This is a genomic window from Acidovorax sp. A79 (genome assembly GCF_041154505.1).
Classification (GTDB): domain Bacteria; phylum Pseudomonadota; class Gammaproteobacteria; order Burkholderiales; family Burkholderiaceae_C; genus Acidovorax.
Genome location: NZ_AP028672.1, coordinates 3,776,795 through 3,788,985 on the forward strand (window position 1 = coordinate 3,776,795; position 12,191 = coordinate 3,788,985).

11 protein-coding genes are annotated in these 12,191 nt (G+C 67.9%); 4 read left to right on the top strand and 7 right to left on the bottom strand.

Translation table 11 applies throughout. The features are described 5' to 3' along the window. Positions 1-93: 93 nt before the first annotated feature. The 3 genes from ACAM51_RS17265 to ACAM51_RS17275 form a co-directional block, all read right to left on the bottom strand. A complete protein-coding gene (locus ACAM51_RS17265) occupies positions 94-1,929 on the bottom strand; it encodes a hypothetical protein (protein WP_369641315.1) in 1,836 nt (611 codons plus the stop codon). Between the two features lie 123 nt (positions 1,930-2,052). Beyond that, positions 2,053-2,517 (bottom strand): rRNA maturation RNase YbeY, encoded by a 465-nt coding sequence (gene ybeY, locus ACAM51_RS17270; RefSeq protein ID WP_369641316.1) that lies wholly within the window; start codon positions 2,515-2,517, stop codon positions 2,053-2,055. Positions 2,518-2,575: 58 nt separating this feature from the next. Beyond that, entirely contained in the window at positions 2,576-3,529 is a 954-nt protein-coding gene (locus ACAM51_RS17275) for a PhoH family protein (RefSeq protein WP_218293107.1), read from the bottom strand. Positions 3,530-3,610: 81 nt separating this feature from the next. Between ACAM51_RS17275 and ruvA the strand changes: the two genes are divergently transcribed. Genes ruvA through ACAM51_RS17295 form a run of 4 tightly spaced genes read left to right on the top strand, consistent with a single transcriptional unit; the run spans position 3,611 to position 7,810 of the window. Continuing rightward, positions 3,611-4,186 (top strand): Holliday junction branch migration protein RuvA, encoded by a 576-nt coding sequence (gene ruvA / locus ACAM51_RS17280; RefSeq protein WP_218340557.1) that lies wholly within the window; start codon positions 3,611-3,613, stop codon positions 4,184-4,186. 26 nt (positions 4,187-4,212) lie between these two features. Further along, positions 4,213-5,751, top strand: a complete 1,539-nt coding sequence (locus tag ACAM51_RS17285) for a trypsin-like peptidase domain-containing protein (protein ID WP_369641317.1) — start codon at positions 4,213-4,215, stop codon at positions 5,749-5,751. 31 nt (positions 5,752-5,782) lie between these two features. Beyond that, positions 5,783-6,844, top strand: coding sequence for a Holliday junction branch migration DNA helicase RuvB (ruvB, locus tag ACAM51_RS17290; RefSeq protein WP_218293110.1), 1,062 nt, complete (start codon positions 5,783-5,785; stop codon positions 6,842-6,844). A 54-nt stretch (positions 6,845-6,898) separates the two neighbouring features. Further along, the gene (locus ACAM51_RS17295) at positions 6,899-7,810 is read left to right on the top strand and encodes a hypothetical protein (protein ID WP_218340556.1); all 912 of its coding nucleotides are present in this window, start codon (positions 6,899-6,901) and stop codon (positions 7,808-7,810) included. Here the strand turns inward: ACAM51_RS17295 and ACAM51_RS17300 are convergent. The 4 genes from ACAM51_RS17300 to ACAM51_RS17315 form a co-directional block, all read right to left on the bottom strand. Further along, positions 7,752-9,605 carry a lysoplasmalogenase family protein gene (locus ACAM51_RS17300; protein ID WP_218340555.1) on the bottom strand — a complete coding sequence of 618 codons (1,854 nt, stop codon included), beginning with the start codon at positions 9,603-9,605 and terminating at the stop codon, positions 7,752-7,754. The genes ACAM51_RS17295 and ACAM51_RS17300 overlap by 59 nt on opposite strands. 85 nt (positions 9,606-9,690) lie before the next feature. After that, on the bottom strand, positions 9,691-10,860 hold the full coding sequence (locus tag ACAM51_RS17305) for a DSD1 family PLP-dependent enzyme (protein ID WP_218293113.1): 1,170 nt from the start codon (positions 10,858-10,860) through the stop codon (positions 9,691-9,693). Beyond that, entirely contained in the window at positions 10,844-11,482 is a 639-nt protein-coding gene (locus tag ACAM51_RS17310) for a histidine phosphatase family protein (RefSeq protein ID WP_218340554.1), read from the bottom strand. Before ACAM51_RS17310 ends, ACAM51_RS17305 begins: the two co-directional genes overlap by 17 nt. A 60-nt stretch (positions 11,483-11,542) precedes the next feature. Then, entirely contained in the window at positions 11,543-12,154 is a 612-nt protein-coding gene (locus ACAM51_RS17315; protein ID WP_369641318.1) for a DUF4136 domain-containing protein, read from the bottom strand. Positions 12,155-12,191 lie beyond the last annotated feature (37 nt).

A 12,191-nucleotide genomic window follows, 5' to 3' on the forward strand; every position in this document is an offset into this window, starting at 1 on the left:
AAGGGAAGGGGTGGTCCTGGCATGCCGCAGGCACTTCGTGGTGCTGCCCTGTGGCGCCCCCATCGCGGTTCGGCGTTGGAAGCGCCCGCGCCTTCAATACAGGTACACCGCTCCTCCGGCTCCCGATTGAACGGTGTTGGGGTCTGTTGCGCTGGTGGCTTCCGAGCGGGAAGCCGCTGCAAGCGTATTGCCATCCGCCGATAGCGCCATGGCCCTGCCGAAGTCGATGTAGCTGGCCGTGTTGCTGGGCTTGAGGTACGCGCGCTGGCTCCAGGCACTGCCGTTTTGCGTGAAGACATAGGCAGCGCCCGCGAGCCTGGCCGAGTTGTCTGTCGGGTCGCCCTGGATGCCGACCGCCTTGCTCATTTCCGCAGGGGCGCCCACGGCCAGCGTGCGTCCGTCCGCCGACATCGCGAGCGTGCGGCCAAAGCCCTCCAGCTTTTCGGAGACGGTGGCTTGCAGGAGCGCCTGCTGGCTCCATTGGCCGGCCTGCCGGCTGAAGGTGTACACGGTTCCCGGAGCCGCGGCCTCCGGTGCGGGAACCGGGCGCGGCGTGACGGCGTCGGTATATCCGGGAGCGCCCACCGCCAACGTGTTTCCGTCGGTGGACAGTGCGAGCGCGGTGCCGAAAGCCGTGGATTCGATGACCGGGGGTTTCAACGCTGCTTGCTGAGTCCAGGTGGCACCATTGCGGGTCAGGACATAGGCCGCCCCCATGCTGCTCACATACCGCCCACTCGGGTGGAGGGCATCTGGAACCAGGAAGCCTTTTCTGTGGGGGACGCCGACGGCCAGCGTCTGCCCATCTCCCGAGACGGCCAATTGAGTGCCAAAACGGTCATCATCTTCGGCTTCGCTGGAAGTGACCCGGCTATGGACGGTCCACGTGTCGTTGTTGCGCGCGTAGACATGGACCGCCCCCCCAAAGTTGACCTGACTGGGTGTATGGAGACCGTTGGTTTCGCCGGGCGACCCCACGGCCAAAGTCTTGCCATCTGCGGAGATTGCCAGGGCCGACCCAAAATAGGTACTGGGTTGCAAGACCTCCAGCACGGATTTGATATAGGCCTGTTGTGCCCAGGTGTCCGCTGTGCGCGTGAACACATATACGGCCCCCGCACCAAATACGGATGTGTCGGCCTGATTGCCATTGACCCCCGACGCGTTGCTGGATTCGGCCGGCGCGCCTGCGACCAGCGTGTTGCCATTCGCCGATAGGGCCACGGTGGCTCCAAAACCACCGCCGTGGTTGCTGGCCTTGACATAGGCTTGCTGGTTCCACCGGCCATTGGCTCTGGCGTACACGTAGATCGCACCGCTGCCTATGGATTCGACGGACGGTGATTGATCGCCATTGATGCCATGCGACGCGCTGCTGTCCCCGGGCGCACCGATTGCCAGGGTGGAACCATCCGCCGACAGCGCCACACCGTCGCCGAAGCCATGGTTTCCGAGGTGACCGGGCAGTCGGGGGGCGGGCGCGCTGGCCCGGAAGTACCCGATGGCCCGGGTCAGATCCGGTACCAAGGCATTGGTGAGTGCGCCGCATCCGCTGGCGTCGCAGGCGCGCAGCCGGTAGCTGGCATTCACGCGCTCGTGCAGCAGCTGCGCGGCCAGGCTGTGGGCGCGGCTGGTACTGGTGATTGCACTGCCCACCGGCGCCTCAGGCAGCGGGCCAGCGCCATCAGGGTCCTCGAAGAGTTCGTAGTGCGTGGCGCCTGCGCTGGCGGCCCAATTGAAAAGATAACCCTTGGCGTCGTAACCGACCGAGAAGCCCGAAGGGGGCGCTGCCTTGTCCAGGGATGCGCTGCCACCACCCCCGCCTCCCCCACAGGCGCTGATCGCCAAAGCAACAAGAACGCCCGTCGCAGTGAATTGAATGGTTCGCAACAGCGCGCGCTGTGCTCCCTCGCCTGGCAAGTGCATCATTCTTGGTTCCCTGAAAGTAGAAAACTTTTATACCATCTGGTAAAGAAATCAGAAGATACTTTTTGTTTCCGATGTGCTCTGTTCAGGGCGTGAGAAGCGGGCCGGGCACCACCGCGGGCGCGCCTAGGGGCTGGCCGCGTACGGGTCTTCAAACCCCAGTTCGCGCAGGATGTCCGTCTCATACGCTTCCATCTCCTGCGCATCTTCTTCGCTGGTCTCGTGGTCCCACCCCTGCGCATGCAGCGTGCCGTGCACCAGCATGTGGGCGTAGTGCTCTTCCAAGCTTTTGTTCTGCTCTTTGGCCTCGCGCTCGATCACGGGGGCGCACAGGACCAAGTCGGCGGTCACGACCGGCTCCTGGGTGTAGTCGAAGGTGAGCACGTTGGTGGCGTAGTCCTTCTTGCGGTACGCGTGGTTGAGCTGCTGGCCTTCTTCGCTGCCCACAATGCGCACGGTGATCTCGGCATCGGTGGCCAGTGCGTGGCGAATCCAGCGCGTGACCTTGTGGCGTGGCAGCACGGCGCGGTGTGCCGCCGCGCCGTCAAATGCGCCGAATTGCAGCGACAGGGAGAGGTGGTTCAAGGGCATTGGAGCCTCAGGCGCTTGATTGGAAAGCGCGGATAGCTATAAAAACAGGAGCACATGCTCAGCGGCGCGCAGCGGGCGCCGCACGGCGTGGCGCGTCGTAAGCATCCACGATGCGCGCGACCAGCGGGTGGCGCACCACGTCGGCGGAGGTGAAGCGGGTGACGGAAATGCCCTTCACCCGCTTGAGCACGCGCTCGGCGTCGATCAGGCCGCTCATCGCGCCCTTGGGCAGGTCGATCTGGCTCACGTCGCCCGTCACCACGGCCTTGGCTCCAAAGCCGATGCGGGTGAGGAACATCTTCATCTGCTCGGGCGTGGTGTTCTGTGCCTCGTCCAGGATCACGAAGGCATTGTTCAGCGTGCGGCCCCGCATGAAGGCCAGCGGTGCGATTTCGAGTGCGTTGCGCTCGAAGGCCTTCTGCACCTTGTCGTAGCCCATCAGTTCGTACAGCGCGTCGTACAGCGGGCGCAGGTAGGGGTCCACCTTCTGCGCCAGGTCGCCGGGCAGGAAGCCCAGGCGTTCGCCGGCCTCGACCGCCGGGCGGGTGAGCACGATGCGCTGCACGGCGCTGCGCTCCAGCGCATCCACGGCGCAGGCCACGGCCAGGTAGGTCTTGCCGGTGCCCGCGGGGCCGATGCCGAAGGTGATGTCGTGGCTGGCGATGTTTTCAAGGTACAGGTTCTGCGTGGGCGTACGGCCGCGCAGGTCGGCCCGGCGGGTGTTGAGCACGATGGCGCCCTCGGGCGCCTCCACCAGAGCGGTATCACCCGCCAGCATGAGCTGCAGGTAGTCCTCGGTGATGGGGCGTTCCGCCATTTCGTACAGGGCCTGCAGCAGTTCCATGGCCTGCGTCGCCCTGGCCTTGGGGCCATCGACCTTGAACTGCTCATGGCGGTGCGCAATGCTCACCTGCAGGGCCACTTCGATGGTGCGCAGGTGCGCGTCGGCCGGCCCGCACAGGTGCGTGAGCCGGGTGTTGTTGTGGGGGGTGAAGGTGTGGCGCAGGATCACGCGGATAATTCCAGTCAGGCAACGGAAAAACAGCAAGAACGACGGCGCAGGGTGTCATGCCAGCGGCGTCAAAGGACATCAATGATAGGCAAATTGACCGGCACCCTGCTGGAGAAGAATCCCCCCGAGGTGCTGCTGGACTGCCACGGCGTGGGCTATGAGGTGAATGTGCCCATGAGCACGTTCTACAACCTGCCCGCCGTGGGCGAGCGGGTGAGCCTGCTCACCCAGTTCATTGTGCGCGAGGACGCGCAGCTGCTGTATGGCTTCGCCACGGCGCCGGAGCGCCAGGCATTTCGCGAGTTGATCAAGATTTCGGGCGTGGGGCCGCGCACTGCGCTGTCCATCCTGTCCGGCATGGGTGTGGCCGACCTGGCGCAGGCCATCACGCTGCAGGAAGCGGGCCGCCTGGTCAAGGTGCCGGGCATCGGCAAGAAGACGGCCGAGCGGCTGCTGCTGGAGCTCAAGGGCAAGCTGGGGGCCGACATGGGGGCCGTGCACGGTGGCGCCACCAGCGACGCGCAGGCGGATATCCTCCAGGCATTGCTGGCGTTAGGGTACAACGACAAGGAAGCCGCGGCGGCGCTCAAGGCGCTGCCGGCGGACGTAGGGGTAAGTGACGGGATCAAGCTGGCGCTGAAGGCGCTGGCCAAGTAACGGGTTCAACCGGAGGGATAACCGAGATGACGTATCGCGCTTCGTTCAAATTTGCCGGACTGCTGGTCGCGCTGGCCATGGCGGCTTGTGGCGGCGGCGGGGGGGATTCACCTGCAGCGCCCCCGGTGCCGACCACCCCGGCCGGCCCGGAACAGCCTACCACCCCCACCGTTCCCGTCACGCCAACGCCGGTGAGCACCGACCGTATCGAGCCGCTCGACACGGGGCTTCCCAAATCCGCCAGCAGCGCCGGAGCCAAGGTCGCAGTGCGTAGCGGCACCGCCGTGCAGGCGACGTCCATCCGCCTCGGCCCGCTGGAAGGCGACACCCAGGCCCTCGTGAAGAAGGCCATGCAACCCGCGGGGCTCACCAAGGGTGATCCCCAGCAGATTGGTGTGGCCCGCCCGGTGGCAGCCACCGCCAAGGCGCGCGACCTGATGGGCCAGCTCAATTGGCAGCCGGTAGGTGCGGGCCTGCAGCGGGCCGCCATCAGTTTCACAGCAGAGGGCGCCCTCGGCGTCCGGCTGGGGCTGGTGGTGCGCCAACTGCCCGCTGGTACGGTGCTGCGTTTTTACGCCCAGGCCGGCGGCGATTCGGTGCAGGTTTCGGGCGCCGAAGTGCTGCGCAGCATCCAGCGCAACCTGGATGCCGGCGACACCGGCGATGCGGCACGCACCTATTGGAGTCCGGATTTTGGCGGGGCCGAGACCACGCTGGAGCTGGAGGTTCCCGTGGCCGCGCGGCTGGAGCAGGAACTGGACATCGCGGTGCCCATGCTCTCGCACTTCTTCGTGTCGCCCGACCAGGCCACGGCCGCAAGCTTTGCCAAGGTGGGTGAATCCGGCACCTGCAACATCGACGTATCTTGCAAGCCCGAACTCAGCGCCGAAAGCCGATCGGTGGCGCGCATGGTGTTTGTCGTCGAGGGCGGCAGTTTCCTGTGCACGGGCACCTTGCTCAACGACGCCCCGTCGAGCAAGAAGCCGCACTTCCTGTCGGCGCACCACTGCATTTCCACCCAGACGGTCGCATCGTCCCTCACCACCGACTGGTTCTACCGCTCGTCGGCCTGCAACAACGCTACCGCAAATCCCGGTACGCAAAAGGTCAGGGGCGGCGCAGAGCTGCTGTTTGCCGACTCGCAGACTGACACGTCCTTCATGCGCCTGAACAGCGCGCCGCCGCAGGGCGTTGTGTATGCGGGTTCGTACGTCGGATCCGTGAACACCTCCGCCGCCGTGGTGGGCATCCACCATCCCCGTGGCGACCTGCAAAAGACGAGCGCTGGCTCGGTGGCCCAGTTCAGCTATTGCAGCGGCGAACGGTGCTTCCCCGAAACGCAGCAGGACGGAAAGTTCTACGCGGTGGGATGGACGGAGGGCACGACAGAGGGCGGCAGCAGCGGCTCCGGCCTGTTCTTCACCATCGGCTCCAGGCGGTACCTGGTCGGCCAGCTCTACGGCGGATCGTCCAGTTGCGCGGCGCCCACGGGCCTTGACCACTACGGGCGCTTCGACCTGCCTTTCAAGCTGGCTCTCAAGACCTGGTTGATGCCCGGTTCCTGATGCCGGAGACGGCGAGAGCGCACACAAAAAGATGACCATCCAGACCGACGATTTCGCCCCTGCGCCCTCCAAACGCGTGATCTCCGCCGCGCCCGCATCGCCCCAGGAAGAAGCCATTGAACGCGCCCTGCGCCCCAAGCTCCTGCAGGAGTATGTGGGCCAGGCCAAGGCGCGCGAGCAGCTCGAGATCTTCATCGGCGCGGCGAAGAAGCGCGGCGAGGCGCTCGACCATGTCCTGCTGTTTGGCCCGCCGGGTCTGGGCAAGACCACCCTCAGCCACATCATCGCGGCCGAACTGGGCGTGAACCTGCGCCAGACCAGCGGCCCGGTGCTCGAAAAGCCCAAGGACCTGGCGGCGCTGCTCACCAACCTGGAGAAGAACGACGTTCTCTTCATCGACGAGATCCACCGCCTCTCGCCCGTGGTCGAGGAAATCCTCTACCCCGCGCTGGAGGACTACCAGATCGACATCATGATCGGCGAAGGGCCCGCGGCGCGCAGCATCAAGCTCGACCTGCAGCCCTTCACCCTGGTGGGCGCCACCACGCGCGCGGGCATGTTGACCAACCCGCTGCGCGACCGCTTCGGCATCGTGGCGCGGCTGGAGTTCTACACGTCCGAAGAGCTGGCGCGCATCGTCAAGCGCAGCGCTGGCTTGCTCAACGCGCCCATGGACGACGAAGGTGGTTTCGAGATCGCCCGCCGCTCGCGCGGCACGCCGCGCATCGCCAACCGGCTGCTGCGCCGCGTGCGCGACTATGCCGAGGTCAAGGGTGACGGCCGCATCACCAAAGGCATTGCCGACAAGGCGCTGGCCATGCTGGACGTGGACCCGCAGGGCTTTGACGTGATGGACCGCAAGCTGCTCGAAGCCGTGATCCATCGCTTTGACGGCGGCCCCGTGGGCCTGGACAACATCGCCGCCAGCATTGGCGAAGAGGCCGGCACCATCGAGGACGTGATCGAGCCCTATCTCATCCAGCAAGGTTTTTTGCAGCGTACGCCGCGCGGGCGCATCGCCACGCTGGCGGCATTCCGGCACCTGGGGGTGGCGCCGCCCAGCGCCGGGGCGCCGGGGTTGTTTGGCGCCTGAGAAGCCTCCTACCGACCTTCACGTCCGCCGCCGCCCAGGCCGCGCAGCACCGCCATGGCAACACCGCGCAAGCATCCCAAGAAGAGCGACCGACGCCGCCAGTTGCGCGCCGAGGCCCGGACGCGCGCTGCGCGGGGCTGGGCGAGGTCGGACGGACCCGTGACCGTGCCCGAGCAACAGTTCCTGCGGTCCTGCGCCGTGGCCTTGCTGGCGGGCACGGTCGCATTGCATGCGCTGGGCGCGCTCATCTATGGCCAGCTGTCCATCTTTGTGCTGGAAGGCTTTGCCGACCTGCGCGGCCGCGTCGCCGTGTGCGCGGCGGTGGCCGAGGCCGCACTGGTGGCAGGCCTGGCACTGCACCTGATCGACGGCCACAGGCGGGGCAGGACGACCGCCGCGTGGTCGCACCGCCTGCTGGTGTGGCGTGCCAGCGCCTACATCCTGTTCGCCGTGCTGGTGCCGGTGACCTTTGTGCTGTGGATGGTGGACAGGCCGCGCTTCTCCATGGACCTGCCTGCGCAGCGCTGGCCGGGGCTGGCCGCGCAATCGGAATGGCTGTTGGCGCCCTTGCCCTGGGCCTGGCATTGGCTGCTGCCGGTGGCCAGCGACCGCCTGCAGGCCTGGCTGGTGGCCGGTGCGGTGCTGGCCGGTTGCCTGGGGGTGTGGTGCACGGCAGGTTCCACCAAGCGATGGCGCACCGGGTACGCCTTCTATGGCCTGGCGCTGGTGCTGACCGGGTTCTGGGCCCTGGGAGGCGCCGTGTACCACTACACCGCCGGGCGGGGCTTGATTGCCGTGCAGGAAGCGGCCATGGTCGCCCTGCTGCAGGCGCGGCCTGGCTGGTACAACGCCGACACCCTGCTGTGGTTGCTGAGCGCCGGCTCGTTCACCCTCGCCGGTGTGCTGTTCATTGCGGGTGCGGCGTACATTCCGGCCGCAGCGCTGGCCCGCACGTGGTCGCATTAGCCACGACAGGAACAGAAGCAACAACGACCGGCGGGTTGTCAGGCGCTGTTGCTTCGAGCGCAGGCACCAGCAACGCCTTCAGCACCCCCGCCACGATGCACGCCTGCGCCGCGTAGTAGGTGCCCAGCACCCACACCTGCGACCACGGCAGGGGCTGCACGAAGCGGTGGGTGGCCAGCAGGGAATCGCTGAGCATGAAGAACACCGCCCCCACCGCCACCAGCACCGACGCTCCATCGCGCAGCACGCTGGCCCGACCGATGGCCTGCGCGGCCATCAGTGCGATCACCAGCACGTAGGCTGCCACCGGCCCCCGCAGCGCGGCGGGCAACCCGCCCATCCACAAGAAGGCATACATCGCCACGCCGACACCGAGCGTGCCCGCCAGCGCGCCGCGGTGCGGAAACCACCGCTGGCCGTTCTTGAACAGCGCCACATAGAACAGATGGGCCACCAGGAAGCTCACCAGTCCGGGGATGAAAAAGCCCTCGAACATCAGAAACACATCGCCCGCCAGCGACCCCGCCAGCGCGGCACCCAGCAGTGCCAGGGTTTTTGATCCAAATCTGCCCCTGTCGCTTGACTGGTAAGCGCTGGCAGCTACCAAGACAATAGCAATCACCATGGTCAGCGGCTTGAACACCCAGTGCCACTGCACGAACCCCAGCGCGCTGGTGGCCGTGGCGAGCGCGCCGCTTTGCAGCACCAGGGCCATCAGCATGCCGATGCGCCCCTGCATCACCGCGCCCAGCGCCCACTGCGCGACCAACAGCGTGGCGAACCAGACGGCGTTCCTGGCCAGCGGCGCGCTGTCGGCCTGCCACAGAAAGGCCGCCACCCCCGTGAGCAGCAGCGCGAACTGCACCAGCGCGAACCACTGCACCGCGCGCGACATCGGCGGGTGGTACAGCTGCATCTGCGCCATGCTGAAGGCGGGCTTCGGAAAACGCTCTGCCACATCGGCGGGCCGCCAGCCCGGGGGCTTGAGCCACACCCGGAGCTTGTCGGCCCAGCTGCGCGCATGCCAGCTGTCGTGCGCCAGGCCCGCGTACACCTGGGCATTGGCCCACAGCGGGTCCCAGCTGTTGAGCAGGCCGCGCGTGCCGTACACGCAGCGGTCCTGGTCGTCTTCGTCCTTGAAGGTGCCGAACAGGCGGTCCCACACGATGAGGATGCCGCCGTAGTTCTTGTCGAGATAGGCGTCGTTCACCGCATGGTGCACGCGGTGGTTGCTGGGGCTGCAGAACCAGCGGTCGAACCAGCCCAGGCGCCCCACCTGCTCGGTGTGCACCCAGAACTGGTAGAGCAGGTCGATGAGCGCCACCACCGCAAACACCAGCGGCGGCACGCCCGCCAGCGCCATGGGCACATAGAAGATCCAGCCCAGCGCTGCGCCAGAGCTGGTCTGGCGCAGCGCGGTGGACAGGTTGTAGTCCTGGCTCTGGTGGTGCACGGCATGCGCCGCCCACAGCACCGCCGACTCGTGCCCCATGCGGTGCAGCCAGTAGTAGCACAGGTCGTAGAACACCAGCGCCAGCAGCCAGCCGGGCAGGCTGGTCCAGAACGCGTCGTTGTGCCACAGGGCCACGTGCTCGAACAGGGCGGTGTAGATGCCAATGCGCAGCAGCCGCGTGAACACGGCGCTCGTCTGGCTGAGCATCCCCAGGCTGATGCTGCTGACCGCGTCGGCCAGCCGGTAGGTATTGCGCCGGCGCCGGTAGCCCACCACCAGCTCGATGGCGATCAGCAGGAAGAAGACGGGGGTGGCGAGAACGATGATCTGGCTGGGGCTCACTGGATTACCTCGGTGCTGCGCATTGCGGTGCGAGCTGGCTGGCGCGGCCCGGTGCGGCGCTCATGCCGCAGCATTCTTGCCCCAATCAGGTCAATGCGCCTCTGGCATCAACCCTGATGATGCGCTCGACCACGCCCGCGGCCAGGCCGCCGCGCACCCCGGTCATGAAGTCGTGCAGGTTCACCGTGGGGTCGCAGTGCCCCGGGATGAGCCACAGCATGCGGCCCAGCGCGGGCAGGCGGGCCTTGGGGCCATCGGCGTGGAGCACGCCGTGTTCGTCGCCTCCATTGGAAAAGCGCAGCGCGCGGTCCGGGGGCAGCAGGGCCACGGTGGGCAGGCCGGAGTCGATGGCGTGGCTCTTGTGGCCCGCGTCGCACACCGCATGGGTGTCGCGCACCGATACCACCTGGGTCTTGATGAAAAGCGCGTGCTCGAACGGGGGCTGCGCGGGTTCGCGTTCGTTGCGCGCGTAGTCGGCGTCCATGAACAGGAAGGATCCCGCCTGAAGCTCGCCGAACACCCCGCTGGCCGCCTCGTGCACCAGCGTGCCGGTGCCCGAGCCCGTGACCAGCGGCACGGGCACGCCGGCGGCCTCGATCAGCTGGCGCGTGTGTTCCGCGGCGCGCACCACGGCGGCGATGGCCTCCCTGCGGCCCACCGTGCTGGCCAGGTGCTGGGCACGTCCGTGGTAGGCCTGCAGCCCCGCAAAACGCAGGCGGGGGCTGCGCGCCACGGCCAGTGCCAGCGGCACGGCGGCCTCGCCCGGCGGCACGCCGCAGCGGCCCTGGCCGACGTCGATCTCGACCAGCACGTCGATGCCCGCGTCGCTGCCGGATTGCGCCATCGCCTCGTTCAGGCGTTCGATGCCCTCCAGGTGATCCACCGCCAGGCCCAGGCGGCCCCCCCGTGCCGCCAGCAGGGCCGCCAGCCGTGCCACGCGGTGCAGCTTGGGCATGGCGATGACCTGGTTGGTGATGGTGATGTCGTCCACGCCGCCCGCCGCCAGGGCCTCGGCCTCGGCGACCTTCTGCACGCACGCCCCCTGGGCGCCCGCGCGCTGCAGCTGCAGCGCGAGTTCGGCGCTCTTGTGCAGCTTGGCATGGGGGCGCCAGCGCACCTGGTGCTTGCGCGCGAAGTCGGCCATCCGCTGGATGTTGCGGTCCATGGCGTCCAGGTCGATGACGAGGGAGGGGGTGTCGATCAGGTCCACCCGCAGGCCGACGGTGGCCTGGAGGGCGTCAGGAATGGGTTTCATCGCGCGCTGCGTTGTCCAGGTGCTGGGTGTCGGCCCAACCCACGAGGGTCAGGCCATCCGGGGTCCACAGCAGCCGGTTGATGGCCGCGTTGGAGAGTTGCCAGGTGCGCGGCGCCTGGATGTCCTGGCGGGTGGCCAGGCGGTACAGCACGTCCAGCACACCGCCGTGCGCCACCATCACCACCTGCTCGCCCACATGCTGCTGGGCCAGGGCCGTCACGGTGCGCTCGATGCGCTCGCGCAGCGCCACCAGCGATTCGCCGCCCTCGGGCGTGTAGTGCGGATCGCGCTTGCGCCAGCGCAGGGCATCTTCGGGCAGCTCGGCCTCGATCTGCGCGAAGGTGCGCCCCTGGAAATGCCCGAAACTGCGCTCGCGCAGGCCGGGCTCCGCCGTGAGGGGCGCACCGGTGGCGCGGGCCACGGCCTGGGCCGTGGCGTGGGCGCGTTGCAGGTCGCTGGTATAGATGGCGGCGATCGGCTCGCCCGCCAGGGCGCGGGCGACCTGGTCGGCCTGCCACAGGCCGGTGTCGTTGAGGGGGATGTCCAGGTGGCCCTGGATGCGGGTGTCCACATTCCAGGCGGTTTCGCCGTGGCGGATGGCGACGATGCGGGTGGCGTGCATGCAGGTGGCGGTGTGTGTGGGCGGGCGGGCGGAAACGAAACAGTGTTTGGTGAGCGTTCTTCAGGGCGCGGGCGGCGCCAGCGGCAGCCGCACCTGGCGTACCCCGCCGGGCGGCTTGGGGAATCCGTTGAGCGCGGCATCGAACAGCACGCCATAGACGGCCGGGTCGCTCACCCACACGTCCTCGTGCACGGCGGAGGTCTCGTACACCACGGCCTGCGTGGCCGCGTCGCGCAGCACGATGCTGACCGCGCGGCGGTGCAGGGGCGTGGGTTCGCTGAACCGCCAGGCGCCCTGCATGCCCCAGCCCCGGCCGTACCAGCCGCCAAAACCCCAGGGGTAGGGGCCGTAGGGGCCGTACGGACGGAAGGGGTCGTGGCGCGGCACGGCGTCGGCGTGGGCGCCGATCTGCACGAGCAGCCGGGGGGCGGTCTCGTCGCGCTGCAGGCCCGCGCGCGCCAGCGCCTGGTCAGCCAGGGTGGCGATCGGGTCGAACGACGGCGTCTGTTGCGATGGCAGGCGCTCGATGCGGTAGGTGGCGGGCGTGGGCAGGGCCGCCAGGGTGGAAAAGCTCTGCACCTGGCCCTCGACGATCCGGGGGGCGCTGCTGCAGCCCATCAGGGCGGCCGCGGCCGCATGCAGGAACAGGGTGGAAATCCATCGGCGCGTCATGGTGAAGCCTCCTGGGCGGAAGGAAAAGGGATTCCCG

Coding starts and splice junctions, on each gene's coding strand:
- ruvB (WP_218293110.1), top strand. CDS start 5,783: ATGACCATCCAGACCGACGATTTCGCCCCTGCGCCCTCCAAACGCGTG.
- ACAM51_RS17310 (WP_218340554.1), bottom strand. CDS start 11,482: ATGCACGCCACCCGCATCGTCGCCATCCGCCACGGCGAAACCGCCTGG.
- ACAM51_RS17305 (WP_218293113.1), bottom strand. CDS start 10,860: ATGAAACCCATTCCTGACGCCCTCCAGGCCACCGTCGGCCTGCGGGTG.
- ruvA (WP_218340557.1), top strand. CDS start 3,611: ATGATAGGCAAATTGACCGGCACCCTGCTGGAGAAGAATCCCCCCGAG.
- ACAM51_RS17265 (WP_369641315.1), bottom strand. CDS start 1,929: ATGATGCACTTGCCAGGCGAGGGAGCACAGCGCGCGCTGTTGCGAACC.
- ACAM51_RS17285 (WP_369641317.1), top strand. CDS start 4,213: ATGACGTATCGCGCTTCGTTCAAATTTGCCGGACTGCTGGTCGCGCTG.
- ACAM51_RS17295 (WP_218340556.1), top strand. CDS start 6,899: ATGGCAACACCGCGCAAGCATCCCAAGAAGAGCGACCGACGCCGCCAG.
- ybeY (WP_369641316.1), bottom strand. CDS start 2,517: ATGCCCTTGAACCACCTCTCCCTGTCGCTGCAATTCGGCGCATTTGAC.
- ACAM51_RS17315 (WP_369641318.1), bottom strand. CDS start 12,154: ATGACGCGCCGATGGATTTCCACCCTGTTCCTGCATGCGGCCGCGGCC.